Genomic DNA, 18,455 nt, shown 5'->3' on the forward strand with positions numbered 1-18,455 from the left:
CAGGCCCGGGAAGGGCTTCCTGCCGGTGCCGTTGAACCATATCATATTGTCTAACCGGCCAGAATACCCACCACCGCGCCGGTCATACAGGTGGCCAGGGTGCCGGCAACGACCGACCGCAGGCCCAGGGAGACGATCTCGCTGCGCCGGCCCGGGGCCATGGTGCCCAGCCCGCCGATCATGATCCCCAGACTGCCGGGATTCGCAAACCCGCACATGGCGTAAGTCATGATCAGCATGCTGCGGTCGCTCAGTGTACCCGGCTGCAGCCGGCTGAGTTCCAGGTAGGCCAGGAATTCATTCAGGATGGTTTTGACGCCCATGAGGCCGCCGGCGGCCGGCGCCTCCTGCCAGGGCACCCCCATGAGCCAGGCCAACGGCGCCATGATCCGCCCCAGCACCCGCTGGAGAGTGATGGCCTGCCCCCCGATGTCGGGTAACAGCCCCAACAGCGTATTGGCCAGATGAACCAGGGCCACCAGCACAATCAGCATGGCGATGATGTTGATCAGCAGTTCGACGCCCTGGAGGGTACCCCGGGTGACGGCATCCATGCTGCCGGCGTCCGGCTGGTCCACCACCAGTTCGCCGCCGGTGGGTGAGGCGGTTTCGGGAACCATGACTTTGGCCACGGTGACCGCGGCCGGAACGCTGATGATGGAAGCGGTGAGGATATGGCCCATGACACCGGGAATGACGTCGCCCAGAATACTGGCGTAGAGCACCATCACGGTACCGGCGATGGTGGCCATACCCGCCGTCATGAGGGCAAACAGCTCGCTGCGGGTCATCTTCTCCAGGTACGGCCGCACAAAAAGCGGGGATTCGACCATGCCCACAAACACGTTGGCCGACACCCCCAATCCCTCGGCACCGCCCAGCCCCATGGTTTTTCGAAGACACCAGGAAAATCCACTGACCACCAGGGGAAGAACGCGCCAGTGAAACAACAGTGCGGACAAGGCGCTGATCACCAGAACCAGCGGCAGGGCCCGGAACGCCAGGATGAAGGAAGCACCTGGAAAGGCCTCGGCAAAGGGCAGCGCAGCGCCTCCGAGGAAACCGAACACAAACGAGGTGCCGGCCGTGGTGGCCGCCTCAAGGGCCATGACCCCGTCGTTCAGGATCATGAAAAATTGCCTGAAAACAGGCAGCCTCAGCAGGATCAGGCCCGTAACCAACTGGACGCCGATACCCGTTGCAATCAGTTTCAACGAAACCTGTCTGCGATGTTCCCCCATCAGCCACGCCAGAAGGAGAAACGCCGCCAGTCCGGCTACTCCCTGAAAAACCATGATATCTGTCCCCGGCCGCCCGATGGGACCGCAGCGGGATAAACACCCCGGAGGAGCCGTCATCCCTGCCGATGCCCTTACGTCACGGCGCCGCCTTGAGGGCCTGCCCGAAAACAAGGGGTGGGAGCTTGCATGGGCGGTTGAACACCCCTATCCGTTGTCCTGAACCAGTACCTTCGCGATCTGTATGTCATAGGCCCGGTTGGGATCGAAGCCACCGCGTTTATCGTACAGCACCCGGGCCTGCTGAATCGCACCATAGGGAACCCAGCCATGATCGTTCCAGATACTCGGGTCGTCCTCGTTTTTCATCCTGAATTCAACCTCCCCGCTCTTTTCGCGCACATACATGCGCACCCGTTTGTTTTCAGGGAAGGGATAGTAATAGATTCCGACTTTATCTTTCATGCCGCTGTTTGTCCTCCGGTATTGGGGAGCCGCTTTGGACCGGGCTTTCGTAATGCAGGCGCCCTCATCCGGGAAGCCCGCAGTCAAGGTTACGAGACGGACGGTCATGGACGCCGCCTAAAAAAGGTTGTTTTCCTTCAACACCGCCGCCGCCTGGCCGCCTATGCGGGTGACCCGGGTCAGGGCCTGGGTCAGGTGAAAGGTGGTTTCCTGCGGGACTCCGGAATTGATCATCACCAGTGCCATGTTGATTTTCTGACCGATCTCGTGCCAGCGGCGGTCATTGGTAACGCTGCCGGCCAGGTCCGATTCGTCGGCGACCATGTGGGCCAGGGTTTGAAGCAGGAGAACCCCCTGCTGCCGCCCCGGGCCCTCCATGGCGGCCACCTGGTCGGCAATCTGACAGATCCAGATCAATCCCGACTTCACCTTCTCACTCTGGGCGTACGCCGAGACGGCCCGTTTGATGTCGCCGGTGCGATCCCCCTGTCTTTCCCTGGCTCGATTATCCTTCACCACAGGCGCCTGCCTTTTTGACGGTTGGAGATGTTCTAACGAATATTTTATTTTTTTCAAAGTTTTTTCTTTTACAAATCAGGGTTCTGGGATAACTTTTTGAATTGTGTCCGTCTGCAATCAGGCCAGCGGGCCATTCATGGACGGGCACATCCCCCCCATTATCGATTGTCAGCCAGCACGGGAGTCATCCGGATGGACACGCAGAACCGATTGAAACACCTTGCCCTGCCGGCAAAGGAATACCCGCCCGATTACCGGGGTCGGCTTGCCGTCGAAACCCCTGCCGCCGGCCACCGGCCCGCCCGGGATGTCCTCAAGGAACGGGATCTTCAGCTTTCTGCCATTATTCAGGCATTTGACGGTTTCGTTTACGTGAGCACCAAGGACTACCGCGTGGAGTTCATGAACCAGCGGCTGATCCAGCGAACGGGTTATGACGGCACGGGCCATCGCTGCTACAAGGTGCTGCACAACCTGGACGAGGTGTGTCCCTGGTGCTGCAATGACCGGATATTCAAGGGCGAAACCGTTCGCTGGGAGATTAAGAGCCCCAAAGACCAGCGATGGTATTATGTGATCGACACCCCTTTGTTTCGTCGGGACGGGACCATTTCCAAATTCGGCATGATCGTTGACATTCATGAGCGCAAGGAAGCTGAACAGGAGCTGGAACGGCACCGCCGCAACCTGGAGGAACGGGTTCGCTCGCGGACACGTGACCTCACGCTGATCAACGAACACCTGCTCAATGAAATCGAGGACCGCAAGAAGATTGAAAAAACGTTAAGAGAAAGCCAGGAACGGCATCGCATCATATTCGACGGATCGCGGGATGCTATTTTCATCAGCGCGGCGGATGGGGCCATCCTGATTTTTAACCGCAGCGCCTCCCAGTTGACCGGATACGGGCCGGATGAACTCAAGCGGCTTAAACTCTTCGATCTGTATGCCAGGGTCGACCCCGAGCGACACAGTGACTACTTCAAACGGATCTGGTCTGGTCAATCCATCTCCGGCGAGGCCAGAATTGCCAGAAAAGACGGCCGCACCATCTATACGGAATTCAGCAGCCGCAAGATCGTGATCGCAGGCAAAGCCTGCGCCCACACCATAGCAAGGGATGTAACCGCCCGCAAAAAATCCGAAGCCGCCCTGCGTCGCAGCGAAGCCAAATACCGGGAACTGGTGCAAAATACCAACAGCATCATCATTCGATACGATCCCTTGGGGCACATCACCTTCTTCAATGAATATGCCCGGAGATTTTTCGGCTTTCCCGAGAAGGAGATCATTGGACGAAATATTCTGGGCAGCATCATTCCATGGCGTTCATCCGCCGGCCGGGACTATCGCTCCCTGATGATGGACTTCCTGAAATACCCGGAACGATACCCCACCAATGAAATCGAGAATGTCCGTCGCAATGGCTCGCGCGCCTGGATTGCCTGGACCAACAAACCCGTCCGCGACAAAACCGGCCGAATCAATGAGATCCTGAGCGTCGGCATCGATGTCACCCAGCGCAAACAGGCCCAGGACCAGGTACAGTCGCTCACCCATCAATTAATCAAAGCCCAGGAAAATGAGCGTTTGAAGATATCCAGGGACCTGCATGACCACATTGCCCAGGATCTGTCCACCCTGAAAATCAGCCTGGAAACCCTGTTCAAGGACCAGCCGGCAGCCATCACCAGCAAGGTTTCCCAGCTATCCGGCCTTCTGCAGCGGTCCATTGCCTCGGTCAGGGATATGGCCTATGACCTGCGCCCCCCCGGCCTGGACCAGCTGGGCCTGGTAAGAACCCTTTACCTGTATTGTGAGGATTTTTCCAAATCCAACGGCGTGGAAATTGATTTCGCGGCAGCCGGTGTGGATGAGCTTGACCTGGAATATGAAACGGAAATCAACATCTACCGGTTGATCCAGGAAGCCCTGAACAACATCAAACGGCATGCCGGTGCCGACCGGGCGACGATCCGGCTGGTCGCGTCTTCGCCGGATATCGTTATCCGCATCAAAGACAATGGCAAAGGCTTTGATGTGAATGACCGGCGAAGACGGGCATTGAAAGAAAAGCGAATGGGCCTGCAAAGCATGGTGGAACGGGTGGGTCTTCTGGGTGGAAAAATCAACATCCAGTCCAGACCCGCAAAAGGCACCTATATTCTGATAGAAATCCCATTGAAGGAGAAAGCCAGTGGCTTCCAAGAAGAGCATTCTGATCGTCGATGACCACCCGCTGTTCAGAGAAGGCCTGAAAGCCATCATTGCCGGCGACCCCAACTTTGTGGTCGAAGGCGAAGCCGGAAACGCACGCGATGGGTACGCCATGGCCAAAAAGATCAAGCCGGACGTGGCCCTGGTGGACATTTCGCTTCCCGATGAAAGCGGCATGCAGATCACCCGCCGGATCCGGGAGGCGCTCCCGGACACGCGGGTGATGATCGTCAGCATGCATTCGAAAATCGACTACATTGTGGAAGCGTTTCAAGCCGGTGCAACCGGGTACGTCGTCAAGGAATCCGCCGCCGGCAGGCTGGTCCAGGGGCTTCACTCCGTCACTGCAGGGGAGTATTTCCTGGACAGTTCTATTTCTCACGAAGTGGTGTCTCGGCTGATGAAATCGCCGGTTCGTGAGGCGCGGGTCAGCGATACGGACTATGGCCGGCTCACCCCCAGAGAACAGGAAATTATGCGACTGCTCGCCGAGGGCCATCCCAAATCGGAAATCGCCGACCAGCTTTGCATCAGCATAAAAACCGTCGAGAACCACCGGTCCAACATCATGAAAAAACTTGATCTGCACTCCGCCATGGACCTGGTGCGATATGCCGCCAAATTGGGGCTCATCGATATCGACCTTTGGAAAGAGTGACTCGTATCATCATCGACGCCGGGTCAGCCGCCCGCCGCCTCAAAGGACAACAAGGATTGAGCCCCCGGCAAGTCCTCAACCCGACGTCAATGCGAATCGTGCGTTCCCCCGCCCGAAGCACTCATCCCGGCGTCGCCAATAGGGTTCCCCTTCTCACCCCCCCCGCCTTTCCCGCACCCGGGATTTTCTCCCGGGATATGGTAAAAAATCCTAAAAAAATGAAGAAGCTGCCCTATAGACTTTTTGTTTTAAGCCGATATTATGGGTAACCAGAGAAGAGCCGGTGGCTAACGGGGTGGCATACCGGTTCATTTTGTGAGGATATCCGAAAAATATCCAGTGGACAGTCGACAGGTAGGTTACAACGGGTACCATCTTCTTTTAAATTCAAAAAATGGCAGGAAGATTGCCATGAAAGGAGAATAAGATGATATCTTCTCCATGCAAAACCTGTGAAAGAAGGAACGACCCGAAGGATGAATGTCTGAAAAACTGCAAAATCCTGCACGACGTTCAGGAATTTCATCTGATGACCGCAAAAAATATCTGTTACAGTGCCATCGATTGCACCGAGGAAAGCCGTTATCAAATCAAATCGCCCTCTTCTGCCGCCATGAGCCCGTATTAGCGCATCCGCCGGCCGCCGGTCAACGACGGTTCTCTGCACGTTGCGTCGGTCGCAGCCGGGAATTTGGCGAACGGTCCGTGCAGCAGGGATTGCCGGCAGTCTACCCGCAGCCATGCCGGTCATGGCGTCGACGCGTTTCAATCGTATCCGCCCGGCGGACAAACCCGGGTCATTGAAACGGCTCCTGTCCATGGCCGGTGCCGATCAGCGATTAAACATGTTAACACCAACCCCAAAAGAGCCACCGAAGATGGATCAGCATCGATCTTCCGTTCCAGAGAACCAGGTGCCTTATCGTTCCAGTGACCGATCCGGCGAGATGCCCCGGGCCAACTCCCCCGGAAAAAAGACCCCACGTGGCGGGCAGGTCGATGTTATCGCCATGGTCCGGAGTCTGCAGAGAACGGCGGGCATGACGGATTGTTTCCGAAGGGGCAATGCCGACTGTGACATGATCGACTGCGACTGGCGGGCGCATTGCCTGGGAACGCCGTCCGATCAGCCCCCCAACGGAACGCGGCCAAAAAAATAACAGCAAAGCGGCCAAGGTTGGATCCGGTGCCCGGCGGCGCATGATTGCACCGGCATCGCCCCTGTCAGACGGCGGATGACCAGAACCGGTGGAGGCGTGCGGCCAGTTGCCGTTCTGATCGAACGACTGCGGCGGACCAGTGAACGGGCAGCAGCTGCTGGTAGCCGGGGCTGAAAAATCGCCGGTCCACCAGCAAAATGGCACCACGATCCGTATGGGTCCGGATCACCCGACCGGCGGCCTGAAGCACCCGGTTGATGCCCGGATACCGGTATGCAAAGTCGAATCCAGCCCCCTGTCCATCGAAATACCGGCGAATCAGGTCCCTTTCCGGGCAGATGGCCGGCAATCCCACCCCCACAATGACGGCCCCGCTGAGCCGGTCGCCCACCAGATCGATCCCCTCTCCGAAAATCCCCCCCATGACGGCAAAACCGACCAGGGTCCGGTCGTTTTCTGCCGAAAAGCGCTCGAGAAACCGCGCCCGGCCGGCGTCATCCATTTCGCGGTCCTGCACCAGAACCTGGACGCCGTCCTCGGTTCCCTCAAATTGGCCGGCAACCATGTTCATGTATTCATAGGAGGGAAAAAAACACAGGTAGTTGCCTTTTCTGGAGCGGATAAACGTCCGCACCAATGCCCTGATGCGGTCCACACTCTGTTCCCGCTGGGCATAGTAGGTCGATATGCCCGTGGCGATGAGGACCTCCAGGTGCCGACGCGGGAAGGGAGACGGAACGGCCAGTCTGACAGCGGTCGGCTCGCATCCGAACAGGTCCTGAAAATAGGTTGCCGGCATCAGGGTGGCGGAAAAGAAAATGGTCGCCCGGGAGCGTTTCAATGCCCGTTTCAAGTGCCCGGAAGGGTCCAGGCAGAACAACTTGACCTGCAGGTCCCTGCCCGCCACCTGTCGGCAGGTGACGTAGCTGTCATCATACTGATCCCATACCCGCAAAAATCCACTGGTCCCGAAATAACGGTCCATGACGATGTCCCGATACGAGGCCGGCTGATTCCTGGCCAGCCAGCGTTCCGATACGCGTAAAAAGGCTCGCAGCAGGGGTTCCAGGCCATCGGGAAGCCGGGCCTCGGATTGAAAGCCACCGGCTTCCCGCGCGCCTTTTCCGGCATGGCGCATCCAGGTGTTGATCTTTCCCGCCGCCCGATACACCGCCGGCAGGTGAGATTTCACCGCCCGCCGGAGCTCGAGGAATTCGGATTTTCTCAATCGGGCGGAAAACATCTCACGGGAGCGATCCACCAGGTTGTGCGCCTCGTCCACCAGAAAGGCATACGCGCCGTGTTCCTCATCGAAGAACCGCTTCAGGTAAACACGGGGGTCGAAGGCGTAGTTATAGTCGCAGACAATGCAATCCGCCCACCGGGAAAGCTCCAGGGAGAATTCGAAAGGACAGACCCAATGGGACCGGGCCACGGTCTCGATGGCATCGCGGTCCAGATTGTCCAGGACAAAGGCGTCATCCATGGCGGCCTGCAGCCGATCGAAATGCCCGCGCGCATAGGCGCACACATCCGGGTTGCAGGTGGCATCGGGACAAAAACAGATTCGGTCCTTGGCGGTCAGGGAGACCCTTTTCAATCGAAGCCCCCTTTCCTGGAGAATAGACAGGGCCTTGAGGGCGGAAGCCTTGCCGGTGTTGCGGGCGGTGAGAAAAAAAATCCGATCGATGTGGCCCTCCCCCATGGTCTTGATCGCCGGAAACAGCGCGGCCATGGTCTTGCCGATTCCGGTGGAAGCCTGGATGAGCGCCTGGCCGCCGTCGCGGATGGCCCGGTAAACGGCCACCGCCATGGGCCGCTGGCCGGTTCGATAAGCGGGAAAGGGAAAATCCAGGGCAAGGATGCCGGCATCCCTGAGTTGACGCCACCGGGCGAGGGTCACGGCCCACTTCAGATAGCGGTCGACCAGCTGTTGAAAAAAAGATTCCAGCCGGTCAGCGGTCATCCGCTCGACCAGTTCCAGGGTGTCGCCGCTGTCCAGGTGATAATAAGTCAGTCGCGTGGTCACGGCCGGTATCCCCTGCTCCTTTGCCAGCAGGTAGGCGTAGACCTTGACCTGGCCCCAATGGCAGGGATCGGTGGCCTTTTCGATGGATTCCAGGTCCCGGGTGGTGGATTTGATCTCCTCGACGATGGTGCCGCCCTCATTGTCGAGAACACCATCGATGCGGCCGCCGACCTCCAGGATCAGATCCGCCGTTTCAACATCCAATGAAACCGGCACCTCGGCACGATACCCCTCGGGCCGCTGGCGCTGAATTTTCTGGTGGGCGCGAATGCCCTCGAGGGGGCGCCCGGGAGCGGCAAAACGCATATCCAGGTCGCCGGCTCGCAGTACAACGTCCACCAGGGTTCTGACAGCGATTTTATGCCGCTCTTTCAACAGGGCCGCCTCTTGTTTACGGTTCTCCTTGCCAATGACGCAAAGGCGCACTAGTGTAGAGGTCGAAACGGTTTTGGTCAAGCCGGAAGACCAGGAGCGTCCTGCGGCCGGCCATCGGTTAAAAAAGGGAGGTAAAATGGAATCACGCGTATTGGGAAGAACCACGATCCGCCTTTCCCCGATCATCATGGGCACCTGGCAGACCGGCAAAGCCATGTGGGCCGGGATCGATGACAAGGAGAGCGAGAAAGCCGTCCGGGCGGCCATGGATGCCGGCATCACCACCTTCGACACCGCAGAGGTCTATGGAAACGGACACTCGGAAAAAGTGCTGGGCAAGGCCATCGGCACCCGGCGGGGCGAGGCCGTGATCATGTCCAAGGTGTTTTCCAATCATCTGAAATACGACCAGGTCGTCGGTGCCTGCAACCGCTCCCTGAAAAACCTGGGAACCGACTACCTGGACCATTATCAGATTCACTGGCCCCCGGGCTCATTTGGCGGCAAGAAGGTTCCCCTGGAAGAGACCATGCGGGCACTGACGGACCTCAAAGACCAGGGGAAAATACGCGCCATCGGCGTATCCAACTTCTCTCTCGACCAGCTTAAAACCATCTGCGAAATAGGTCCCGTCGAAAGTCTCCAGCCGCCCTATTCGCTGCTGTGGCGACATGTGGAAACCGGGACCCTGGCCTGGTGCCAGCAAAATCACGTGACCATCCTGGCCTACTCGCCCATGGCACAGGGACTGCTAACCGGCAAGTTCGGTCCGGCCCACCAGTTTGAAAAAGGGGACCACCGCAGCAGCAATCGTCTGTTCCACGACGACGTCTATCCGCACGTCCAGCAGGCATTGGACGCCCTTCGCCCCATCGCCGAGGCTAAAGGCATCAGCATGGCCCAGCTGGCCCTGGCCTGGGTGATCGCCAAGCCCGGCGTCTGCGCCATCGCCGGAGCCCGCAACGCCAGACAGGCGGTCGACAACGCCCAGGCGGCAGAGGTCCTGCTCACGGATGCGGAACTGGCGGAGATGGATCGCATCAGTCGCCCGGTCACCGGTCTGATCGATGAGAATCCGGTGCAGTGGAAATGGTAGAAAGGACATCCATGGTCGACGGGCGCTCCTCCCGGAAAAAAGCCCTGCTGTGCCCGGGCTGCCGCAGGCTGGTGAGTGCCGACGAGACGACATGCCCCTTTTGCGGGTTGCCGAAACCGGGTTCCCGGTGGAAAAACACGGTTTTCACCCGGGTATTCGACAGCGGCGACCGGCTCGTCAATGCCATCATTGCAGCCAATGCCGTCATGTTCGTGCTCTCCCTGCTGATCAGCAGCCGAGGATTTCAGCTGTCGGGGAACCCGATGACCTTTCTCTCGCCGGACAGCCAGGGGCTCCTCCGGCTGGGGGCCACGGGCGCCATTCCCATCGATCGGCTGCACCACTGGTGGACACTGGGTTCCGCGTCCTTTCTTCACGGCGGAATCCTTCATATCGTGTTCAACATGCTGGCACTTCGCCAGATTGCCCCCCTGGTCATTCGTGAGTACGGCACCCATCGCATGGTGGTGATTTACACGCTAAGTGGTGTGGGCGGGTTTCTGCTTTCTTATCTGGCCGGGGTCAACTTCACCATCGGCGCGTCCTCGGCCGTTTGCGGTCTCATCGGGGCGGCGCTGTATTTCGGAAAAAGTCGCGGCGGCATCTATGGGCGGGCCATATACCGCCAGGTGGGTGGCTGGGCCCTGGGAATCGTCCTGTTCGGGCTGGTGGTGCCGGGAATCAACAACTGGGCACACGGGGGCGGCATGGCCGCCGGCATGCTTCTGGGGCTGCTCACCGGATACCACGAGCGCAAACGGGCAAACCGGCTTCACCGCCTTCTGGGGGTAATGTGCATGGCCGGCACCGCCCTCATTCTTTTATGGGCGGTATTCACGGGACTGGTCTCCCGAATATAGACGTTGGAGAGTGTTCATCCAGAAATAGGCAAATTGGGTCGAGATCAAGGCGCGCGAAAAATTTTACCGCAGGCATATGGCTGATATTCCGAGGATTAAATTTTGAGCGCAACGCAGATATCGAACAAATTGGCCTTTATGGGTGGGCACTAGGGGTGACCGATTGCTCCCTGTTGCGGCCAGAAGGCACGGGCCATCCGTGCGGTTTCTTCCGGTGCGCTGAAGGTGGCCATATCGCCCAGCATCACCTCGAAACCGGTGTGGTCGCTTCGGGTCCAGGGGGCATAGTTGGCGCGCACCAGCATAACGGCCCGCAACTCCAGGGCGGATTGCGGCGTTTCCATTGAGAACAGGCCGAAATTATACCCGTTGCGGTGCAGGCTGCGATACAGCTTTTGAATCCGGATCATGCCGTCGGCCAGGCAGCCCCATTCGCTTTCATCCAGGGTCAGCAGGGAGGTCCTGCCGGGATACACGGCCCAGACCTCGAAAAACCCTTCCGGCGCAAAGGCGGCCATCCATTCCCACGGCCCGGTACTGCCGATATACCGATCACCCGTCTCGATCTCCTGGGCCGCATAATCGCCCAGCATCCCCCCTTGCGACCCGCGCTGGTAATCACGGGCCCTGTCGACCAGAAACCGTTGGTGGTTGGCGCCGATCCGGTCGGCATGGATCTGCAGGTGGGGATGCACCATCGATCCGCCCGCCGATGGCAGGTGGTTTTGCGTGATGGCCATGAACGTCGCGACGGGATCGTGCCGTTGGACCCGCCTCAGATAATCGGCGCAATTGATCAGGCAGTCCGTGTAGGTGCCTGTTGCCGCCGTACCGATCTCAACGAAGTGGGTGTTGTCGAACAGGCTCACCGCGGAATAGGGGCCGTAAGGAAACAGGTTGGGAAACAAAAGCGAATCTCCCCGGGTCATCCGTCCATCCGGGTGGAGTTGAGAAATCATCCGGGGGGTGCGCACCAGCACCTGGGGCCGGCAAAATGGACAGTGCGCCGTTTCCCCGGCATCCGGCGGCGCCGCCGGCAACCGGTCCGCCCCCGCCTCTTTTTCATCTGCCCGGCTGAAGGCAATTCGACTGGTGCGGCCGGAAATGGGGTTCCTGCGGATCTGAATGATACGATCGGCGGGCCCGCCGGAAGGCGCCAGAAGGCGGGCCCGGACGTTGTCAATCGTGAACCGGTCGGCCGAAACCGAAGTTGTCTTCACGGCATGCTCCCGGGATAATAGGTTGCACGGAACGCAGACATCGGGCCAGACGATTAATCGTATATGCCCCCATACCTATCACATGGCCGGCGTGACTTCAAACCACCCCATCCCGCACAGCAGGCAAGTGCATGCAATGTTAAAAGAATACAGCCCGGCAGGCCATGGTGGTCATCACGACGGATCAGGGGCGCCGGGGCAGCACCCGACCGGCACAGATGACGGCCATCCGGTCTCATGGGCCACCATGTCCTTTTTGCGGGTTTGCCGGCTATTGATTTTTTGCGCCACCCATACTAAATCTATTTTGTTGTAGTGATCGGCGACATCCAAAGGAGGCCAAAATGGTTAAAGCGCCATTGAAGTACCACCTGATCAACCCAGTCAAAATCAAAACCGACCAGTCGGACCTGGATTTCATGGCCGCCCAGTCCATGGCCGATGAAAAGGTTAAATCATTGTGTCCGGATCCCATGCTGGTTTCATGGTATAACGCCACAACCGGAGAATCGTATCCGGACGTTGACTGCGCTGGTGCCGGCACGCCCGGGTGGCTTAACCATGCGAAATCCCGCAATTGCGATATGACCGTTGACATAAATGACGAGCAGTTCGTGTTCATATACCGGACGCAGCCATAGCCCCGCCACCTTTTTATTTCCGGTACCGAAAGATTGATGCCCCCGTAAAAATCGGCATTTCAGACGGATTTGCTGAAAAACCGGGATCAAGGCCCGCGGTCCGGGATAGCGAGCATTTCTCCCGTCTGTGAGCGAACTGGCAATCGATCATCATCCTTACGGCGGACATTCAGAGAACGCCCGATCCCGAAGAATGAGGCCTGCTGACGGTGTGCCGTCAGTCACGGGGGATGAAGCCTGACGCAGGTCATCGGCTTTCTTACCAATCCGTCAGAGGAGTCCCGATTATAGGGAGAAAGGAACACCATGAGCGAAAACGCATTTCAGGATGCCTACCCCGATGAATTGAGCCACTGCTATGGATGCGGGCGGCTGAATGCCGACGGGCTGCAGTTGAAAAGTTATTGGGACGGAGATGAGACCGTTGCCAGATTTAGGCCGCGCCCCAGCCACATGGCCATACCCGGCTATGTCTATGGCGGCCTGCTGGCCTCTTTAATTGACTGCCACGGTACCGGTTCGGCATCGGCCGCCGCCAGCCGTGCCCGTCCCGACGAGGCGCCGCTCCGTTTCGTCACCGCGTCGTTGCATGTGGACTACCTGCGCCCGACACCCATTGATGCCGAACTGGAAATCCGGGGGGTGATCAAGGAACTGAAGGAAAAAAAAGTGGTGGTTGCGGAAACCGTTTCGGCCAACGGGGAAATATGTGCCAGAGGCGAGGTGGTGGCGGTTCGGATGCCGGAACACATGTTTCGCTGATGGCCTGCACCCGTTGACAAAAGCAGGATGCGGCTTTTTCCGGAGAAGGGTTGCCCGGGCAGGCGCCCCCGGTTCATTGCAGGGACCAAACGGCGCCGCCCCGGCTTGAGGGATTTTTCACCAAGGGAACCTGAATGCACATGTTTTCACTGGACCGCTTTCATCAGGCCTACGACACGGTCACCCAGCCGGTAACGATCAACGGCCAGCCACTGGAACTGCTGACCCCTGCGTCCATCGACCGGTTCATCGACCCGGCCGACACGATGCAGAATTTTCCTTTATGGGCCAAGATCTGGGAGGCCTCTATCCTCCTGGCAAGCCACCTTTCCGGTCTGCCGCCGAACCCGCTCAAAACCATGCTGGAAATCGGGTCCGGATTAGGGCTGGTGGGCATTGCCGCCGCCAAAGCGGGCCATTGCATCACCATGAGCGAGTGCAATCCCGACGCCTTGAATTTTGCACGGGCCAATGCCCTGGTCAACGGCTGCCCATCGCTATCCATAGAAAGGCTGGACTGGCAGGCCCCGCAACTGGAGAACCGGTTCGACTATATCGTAGGCTCCGAAATCGTCTACCAGTCCGAAACCATCGATTACCTCGAAGCCCTGTTCGACCGTTATCTCAACCCGGGGGGAACCATCATTCTGGCCGAGGCGGTGCGCGGCACCGGCGTCGATTTCTGGGAGCGGATGCGCCACCGCTACGAAGTAAAGGCGCGACGGCAGGCCCTTCGCTCCGACGAGGGCACCCGGCATCTGGTTCTGTTTTGCCTGCAGCCCAAGGCCGCGGAAAGCTGACAGCCAATGGCCAGAGGCGACCAACTCAGCCGTCAGTGGAAAATCATCCACACCCTTATCGCATCCACGGCGGGTAAAACCGTTCCCGACCTGGCGGACGAGCTGGGCTGCACCCCGCGAACGGTTTACCGCGATCTGGAGGCGCTTCAGGCCGGCGGGTTTCCCATCACCACGGAAACCCGTGACAACCGGAGTTTCTGGCTGATCCTCAACGCCAACCGCCAGCAGGTCCCCCTGGCATTCAGCATCCCGGAACTGATGGCCCTGTACTTCGGCAAGGACATGCTGAGGACCTACCGGGGAACCGTCTTTTACGACGCCATCGAATCCCTGTTGTCCAAAATCAAGGCCACCTTGCCCCCCCCATACATCGACTACCTGGACCGGGTCCGGAACCGGGTCGATGCCGGCCCGGCCCCCAGAAAGGACTACACCCCCTTCGGAGCCATTATTGCAGATCTCAACCGGGCGATCATCGAAGAGAAAAAAATCCGCATGGCCTACTTTTCCATGAGCCGCCGGAAGGAAAGCCGCCGGACGGTTCACCCCTATCGACTTCGCCATATGGAGGACACCCTATACCTGATCGGCTACTGCAGCCTTCGAAAAGGGGTGCGGACATTTGCCGTGGATCGGATCCAAAGCGTCTCCGTGACCGATGAAGGGTTTCATATCCCTGCGGAATTCGACGTGCAGGCCTTTATGCAGGACAGCTTCGGCATCTACGAGGGTCCGCCGGTGACGGTGAAAATCCGCTTTTTGAAATCCGTGGCCGGCTACGTTCGCGAACGCATCTGGCACCGGAGCCAGCACCTTTCGGAACAGGCGGACGGGTCCGTGATTTTCACCGCCACCGTGGCCGGCATCGAGGAAATCAGCCACTGGGTCCTGCGGTGGGGTGCCGGGGCGCAGGTACTGGCCCCGGACGATCTTTGCCGGGCCATCAGCCGTCATGCGACAGCCATGGCGGCTCACTATCAGGGGGGAACCGGCGATATAAACCGCAGAAAACCGGCAAGCGGCAGGCCCCATGGAAGATCGGACGAATGACCCTTTTCCGGTTACGACAGCCGGTCGTCACCCAAAGGGATGGAACAACGGAACAGGCGGCGGAGGTGCCATGCAGGATCTGAAAATCGCACTGATTCAAGCGGATCTGGTATGGGAAGATCCAGAGGCCAACCTTCACCGCTTCCGGGAAAAGATCGATCGGGTTCCTGCCGGCGTTCACCTCATCGTGCTGCCGGAGATGTTCTCCACAGGATTCTCCATGTCCCCCGCGCGCCTTGCCCATCAAGTGGACGGACAGACGGTAGGCTGGATGAAAGACCGTTCACGGGAAACCGGGGCCCACCTCACCGGCAGCCTGATCATCGAAGAAAAAGGCCATTTTTACAACCGCCTGTTCTGGGTCACGCCCGACGGCGGCGAATACCGTTACGATAAAAAACATCTGTTCCGCTACGCCGGCGAGGAAAAGGTGTATTCACCCGGTGACGGGCATCTGCTGGTGAGATGCCACGGCTGGAAAATCCGCCCGTTCATCTGCTATGATCTTCGATTTCCCATCTGGACCCGCAATCTCAACAATGCCTATGATGCTGCCATCTTTGTCGCCAACTGGCCCCGGCGCCGTGCCTCCCACTGGAAGACGCTGCTGAAGGCCCGGGCCATCGAAAACCAGTGTTACGTAGCCGGTGTGAACCGGGTGGGCGTGGACGGCAACGGTTATACCTACAGCGGGGATACCTGCATCATCGACCCCACGGGCCGGTTGGTGGCCGGTATGAGCCACAAGGAGGCGATGGTTGCCGACATCTTTTCCGCTGAGGCATTGAACGGCTGCCGAAAGAACTTTCCGGCCTGGATGGATGCCGATGACCACATGGTAATCCGGTGACCCGCGCCATCCGGACGGCCGGCTTAACCCCTCGAGATCGGGGATGGTCAAGTCCCTAAAATCATCCGCCAAACGGGTTTCGACCGGTTAAGTAACCGTCATCTATCGAAAGAGATACTGGCCGAGTTTGCCGTAGTGATCGGTGGTTTTAAACGCCAGACCGATAATATTGGACTGGATGCGCTGGACGATGCCTTCCTCTCGAATCTTGGAGTGTTCCTTGTCATCGAGGGTGAACTCGATGACAAGCTTGTCCCCTATCTCGAATTCGGGCATGCTGTTTACGGAGAATTGAATGCCGGACTGGGAGATATCACGGATTTTGATCAGCCCTTTTGCCGGACGATCGCCTGAGCCCTGAAAAAAAAACATCCCTATCAGGTTCACCGGCTTTCGGAAATGACGACGGCGCTCCACCAGCACCCGGTACACATTTCCACATCTGCATTTGCATTTGAGCCGAATCGCCGACCGGGTTCGGGCAAAGTCACTCAAGTCCTTGATCACCCCCCTGTCACACGCCGGACAGGTGAACGTCCCCTCCTCCCGATCGTTTAGAAAAACGCGTGCGATGGTCTTTTCAGCCGGCTGGCCGGCGGCTGTATCGGATCTTTGTTTGATACCGGCGTTCTGAACCATGAACCTCGCCTATCTGTTCTTCGGATTGACATCGTCAGGACTGAAAACGAAAGCAGAGGAGCGCCATGGCAGGAATTCTCCGCTCGTATTCAAGGCACCAACGGTTGCATGCGGGCATTACCCATATTCGTCGATGCGGCACGCCAACTGGGCGGAAAAGACAAGCGATGCGGCTCGATCTTTGATCGTTTACGTTCCTGAGGTGATTATCGCCATGTTAACGAAGGACTTTAGGCACGTAAATGCCGATTTAATAATAGATGGGTTCAGTCTCGTTTTCCGGCAGCAGGCGAGAAAACCTTTTCATATTCGATGTCGGAAGGCAGGTTTGGCTGGGCTGCAGCCTGGGTGGCAAGCTGGTCGCAGCGTTCGTTCCCGGGGTTCCCCGCATGCCCTTTCACCCAGACGAACATCACGTCATGCCGCTCGCATAGCGACAGCAGGCGCTCCCACAAATCGATGTTCAGGGCTTTATCGCCGGTGCTCTTGCGCCAGTCATTGCGCCGCCACTTTTTTGCCCACCCCTTGGTGATACCATCCACCACATATCGGGAGTCGCTGTAAATGGCCACGGCCGAGGGTGTTTCGAGTTGCTCGAGACCAATGATGCAGGCCAGCAGTTCCATGCGGTTATTGGTTGTTTTGCGAAACCCCCCGGAAAATTCCCGGCGTTCCTCAGGCGACGGAATGACCACGCCATAGCCGCCGGGTCCGGGATTACCCAGACTAGAACCGTCGGTGTAAATGACGATTCGACCTTCAAGGGAAACCGCCGGCGCAGGGGGGCGCCTGGATGTCGGCCGCTTGCCTGTTTGCTTGGGGCACCCGGCGCCTTTTTTTATGTCCGCCTGCCGCTCCCGGATAAACGCCCGCGCCTCCTCGATTGTCGGAAAGCCCTTGTAGCGGGCGCCCTGAAACCCTTTGACCTGGGCCTGAGCGCCGGTATTCCCGAACCATTGGGTGTAAACGCCCGGGCTTCTGCCGACGGCAACCGCGTAGTATTTTTTCTCAGCCATATATTGTTCGTACCCACCCCGCTGCAAACCACGGGAGATCGTTATGCTCATATCCAAGTGGCGTCATTCACCCATCCTGCCTTTTGTGGGCAGGACCTATATCCAACATGGCCGGTGTTTGGCAATGCCCTATTTTCCAAATCCGATCATCTGACGGGTAGTACCACACGTTAAAAAAATTACCATATAAGCGGGATAAACACCAACAGTCAAGGCAGATACCTGCACTTACCTTTTCCGCTTGCCGAATAGCCATATCGCTATCAACCCATACAGGCAGAGGATACCCACGCTGATCAAAAACGCATAGAGAATGGATCCCGACCAGTTATATATGATGGGGAAAAAAAAGGCATTGACCATGGCAACGATCAATATATGGAGGAGCAGCGGTGGGCCTGAGAAAAAACCGGTCATTTGGGATTCCTGTTGGATTGAAGAAGCACCCGACTATTGTACCTGACGTGTCGACCAAATCAAGACCTGTCTTGGACCTTTAATGCCCGCGACGCTGTTCATCAGACCCCATTCCCCAATCCATCACCAAGCCTGGTTGCTGAATGCGTTAACAAGGGGATGGTGTATTCCGGCGGCGGGTCGTCGAAAACGGAATCATCGCCCTGTTGTTGACAGCATTTCCGGTGTCAGGTTAGAATTGAAATTATTGATACAGGAAGAAAAGAATGGGTATGTTAAACCCTTCACAGACGTTCAGAATGGAAATGGAATAATTAACGCCGAAGCATCCATTGAACGCACCGACGGTTCTCCCCCCTTCGCACAATGTGCCGGCTGACTGAACCCGCAACCAGCCCAACGCCCGTCTGAACAACCGCGACTCCCTGTGACCGTTCTTCGGC

Annotated in this window: 17 protein-coding genes; 9 read left to right on the forward strand and 8 right to left on the reverse strand. The window is 58.1% G+C overall.

Going from position 1 to position 18,455, the window contains the following annotated elements; all coding sequences use genetic code 11:
• Positions 1-50: 50 nt before the first annotated feature.
• From DSCA_RS06475 to DSCA_RS06485, 3 genes are all read right to left on the reverse strand, one after another.
• Positions 51-1,295 carry a NupC/NupG family nucleoside CNT transporter gene (locus DSCA_RS06475; RefSeq protein WP_155315649.1) on the reverse strand — a complete coding sequence of 415 codons (1,245 nt, stop codon included), beginning with the start codon at positions 1,293-1,295 and terminating at the stop codon, positions 51-53.
• Positions 1,296-1,445: 150 nt separating this feature from the next.
• Entirely contained in the window at positions 1,446-1,703 is a 258-nt protein-coding gene (locus DSCA_RS06480; RefSeq protein ID WP_155315650.1) for a hypothetical protein, read from the reverse strand.
• A 117-nt stretch (positions 1,704-1,820) separates the two neighbouring features.
• Positions 1,821-2,219: a hypothetical protein gene (locus tag DSCA_RS06485; protein ID WP_155315651.1), complete on the reverse strand. Its 399-nt coding sequence runs from the start codon at positions 2,217-2,219 to the stop codon at positions 1,821-1,823.
• 195 nt (positions 2,220-2,414) lie between these two features.
• Here DSCA_RS06485 and DSCA_RS06490 point away from each other — a divergent pair, with 195 nt between their 5' ends.
• Both DSCA_RS06490 and DSCA_RS06495 read left to right on the forward strand, forming a co-directional pair.
• Positions 2,415-4,454, forward strand: a complete 2,040-nt coding sequence (locus tag DSCA_RS06490; RefSeq protein WP_155315652.1) for a PAS domain-containing sensor histidine kinase — start codon at positions 2,415-2,417, stop codon at positions 4,452-4,454.
• The gene (locus tag DSCA_RS06495) at positions 4,420-5,097 is read left to right on the forward strand and encodes a response regulator (RefSeq protein ID WP_155315653.1); all 678 of its coding nucleotides are present in this window, start codon (positions 4,420-4,422) and stop codon (positions 5,095-5,097) included. The genes DSCA_RS06490 and DSCA_RS06495 overlap by 35 nt, the downstream gene beginning before the upstream one ends.
• A 259-nt stretch (positions 5,098-5,356) precedes the next feature.
• Here DSCA_RS06495 and DSCA_RS06500 read toward each other — a convergent pair whose 3' ends face one another.
• Together DSCA_RS06500 and DSCA_RS06505 are read right to left on the reverse strand one after the other, a co-directional pair.
• Positions 5,357-5,866 (reverse strand): hypothetical protein, encoded by a 510-nt coding sequence (locus tag DSCA_RS06500; RefSeq protein ID WP_155315654.1) that lies wholly within the window; start codon positions 5,864-5,866, stop codon positions 5,357-5,359.
• A gap of 455 nt (positions 5,867-6,321) precedes the next feature.
• Positions 6,322-8,661: a helicase C-terminal domain-containing protein gene (locus DSCA_RS06505; RefSeq protein WP_167527638.1), complete on the reverse strand. Its 2,340-nt coding sequence runs from the start codon at positions 8,659-8,661 to the stop codon at positions 6,322-6,324.
• 136 nt (positions 8,662-8,797) lie between these two features.
• Here DSCA_RS06505 and DSCA_RS06510 point away from each other — a divergent pair, with 136 nt between their 5' ends.
• Together DSCA_RS06510 and DSCA_RS06515 are read left to right on the forward strand one after the other, a co-directional pair.
• Positions 8,798-9,757: an aldo/keto reductase gene (locus tag DSCA_RS06510; protein WP_155315656.1), complete on the forward strand. Its 960-nt coding sequence runs from the start codon at positions 8,798-8,800 to the stop codon at positions 9,755-9,757.
• A complete protein-coding gene (locus tag DSCA_RS06515; RefSeq protein ID WP_231716399.1) occupies positions 9,751-10,617 on the forward strand; it encodes a rhomboid family intramembrane serine protease in 867 nt (288 codons plus the stop codon). Before DSCA_RS06510 ends, DSCA_RS06515 begins: the two co-directional genes overlap by 7 nt.
• Before the next feature lie 149 nt (positions 10,618-10,766).
• Here DSCA_RS06515 and DSCA_RS06520 read toward each other — a convergent pair whose 3' ends face one another.
• Complete coding sequence (locus tag DSCA_RS06520; RefSeq protein ID WP_231716400.1) at positions 10,767-11,837, reverse strand: galactose-1-phosphate uridylyltransferase; 1,071 nt, start codon at positions 11,835-11,837, stop codon at positions 10,767-10,769.
• Positions 11,838-12,181: 344 nt separating this feature from the next.
• On the opposite strand from DSCA_RS06520, the gene DSCA_RS06525 reads away from it, so the two are divergent.
• The 5 genes from DSCA_RS06525 (at position 12,182) to DSCA_RS06545 (ending at position 15,940) form a co-directional block, all read left to right on the forward strand.
• Positions 12,182-12,478: an AF1514 family protein gene (locus tag DSCA_RS06525; RefSeq protein ID WP_155315657.1), complete on the forward strand. Its 297-nt coding sequence runs from the start codon at positions 12,182-12,184 to the stop codon at positions 12,476-12,478.
• A gap of 306 nt (positions 12,479-12,784) precedes the next feature.
• Positions 12,785-13,240 carry a PaaI family thioesterase gene (locus DSCA_RS06530; RefSeq protein WP_155315658.1) on the forward strand — a complete coding sequence of 152 codons (456 nt, stop codon included), beginning with the start codon at positions 12,785-12,787 and terminating at the stop codon, positions 13,238-13,240.
• Positions 13,241-13,374: 134 nt separating this feature from the next.
• Positions 13,375-14,040 carry a class I SAM-dependent methyltransferase gene (locus DSCA_RS06535; RefSeq protein WP_155315659.1) on the forward strand — a complete coding sequence of 222 codons (666 nt, stop codon included), beginning with the start codon at positions 13,375-13,377 and terminating at the stop codon, positions 14,038-14,040.
• A 6-nt stretch (positions 14,041-14,046) separates the two neighbouring features.
• Positions 14,047-15,090 (forward strand): helix-turn-helix transcriptional regulator, encoded by a 1,044-nt coding sequence (locus tag DSCA_RS06540; RefSeq protein ID WP_155315660.1) that lies wholly within the window; start codon positions 14,047-14,049, stop codon positions 15,088-15,090.
• A gap of 70 nt (positions 15,091-15,160) precedes the next feature.
• Positions 15,161-15,940, forward strand: a complete 780-nt coding sequence (locus DSCA_RS06545) for an amidohydrolase (protein WP_155315661.1) — start codon at positions 15,161-15,163, stop codon at positions 15,938-15,940.
• Positions 15,941-16,042: 102 nt separating this feature from the next.
• Here the strand turns inward: DSCA_RS06545 and DSCA_RS06550 are convergent, their stop codons facing one another.
• A complete protein-coding gene (locus DSCA_RS06550; protein ID WP_155315662.1) occupies positions 16,043-16,579 on the reverse strand; it encodes a PilZ domain-containing protein in 537 nt (178 codons plus the stop codon).
• A gap of 266 nt (positions 16,580-16,845) precedes the next feature.
• Positions 16,846-17,595: a ribonuclease HI gene (rnhA, locus tag DSCA_RS06555; protein ID WP_155315663.1), complete on the reverse strand. Its 750-nt coding sequence runs from the start codon at positions 17,593-17,595 to the stop codon at positions 16,846-16,848.
• Positions 17,596-18,455 lie beyond the last annotated feature (860 nt).

This window comes from Desulfosarcina alkanivorans (assembly GCF_009688945.1).
Classification (GTDB): domain Bacteria; phylum Desulfobacterota; class Desulfobacteria; order Desulfobacterales; family Desulfosarcinaceae; genus Desulfosarcina; species Desulfosarcina alkanivorans.

Bases quoted from the DNA above. Each gene is read 5' to 3' on its own strand.
- DSCA_RS06530 (WP_155315658.1), top strand. From the start codon at position 12,785: ATGAGCGAAAACGCATTTCAGGATGCCTACCCCGATGAATTGAGCCAC.
- DSCA_RS06510 (WP_155315656.1), top strand. From the start codon at position 8,798: ATGGAATCACGCGTATTGGGAAGAACCACGATCCGCCTTTCCCCGATC.
- DSCA_RS06475 (WP_155315649.1), bottom strand. From the start codon at position 1,295: ATGGTTTTTCAGGGAGTAGCCGGACTGGCGGCGTTTCTCCTTCTGGCG.
- DSCA_RS06550 (WP_155315662.1), bottom strand. From the start codon at position 16,579: ATGGTTCAGAACGCCGGTATCAAACAAAGATCCGATACAGCCGCCGGC.
- DSCA_RS06540 (WP_155315660.1), top strand. From the start codon at position 14,047: ATGGCCAGAGGCGACCAACTCAGCCGTCAGTGGAAAATCATCCACACC.
- DSCA_RS06480 (WP_155315650.1), bottom strand. From the start codon at position 1,703: ATGAAAGATAAAGTCGGAATCTATTACTATCCCTTCCCTGAAAACAAA.
- DSCA_RS06545 (WP_155315661.1), top strand. From the start codon at position 15,161: ATGCAGGATCTGAAAATCGCACTGATTCAAGCGGATCTGGTATGGGAA.
- rnhA (WP_155315663.1), bottom strand. From the start codon at position 17,595: ATGGCTGAGAAAAAATACTACGCGGTTGCCGTCGGCAGAAGCCCGGGC.
- DSCA_RS06490 (WP_155315652.1), top strand. From the start codon at position 2,415: ATGGACACGCAGAACCGATTGAAACACCTTGCCCTGCCGGCAAAGGAA.
- DSCA_RS06525 (WP_155315657.1), top strand. From the start codon at position 12,182: ATGGTTAAAGCGCCATTGAAGTACCACCTGATCAACCCAGTCAAAATC.
- DSCA_RS06515 (WP_231716399.1), top strand. From the start codon at position 9,751: ATGGTAGAAAGGACATCCATGGTCGACGGGCGCTCCTCCCGGAAAAAA.
- DSCA_RS06535 (WP_155315659.1), top strand. From the start codon at position 13,375: ATGCACATGTTTTCACTGGACCGCTTTCATCAGGCCTACGACACGGTC.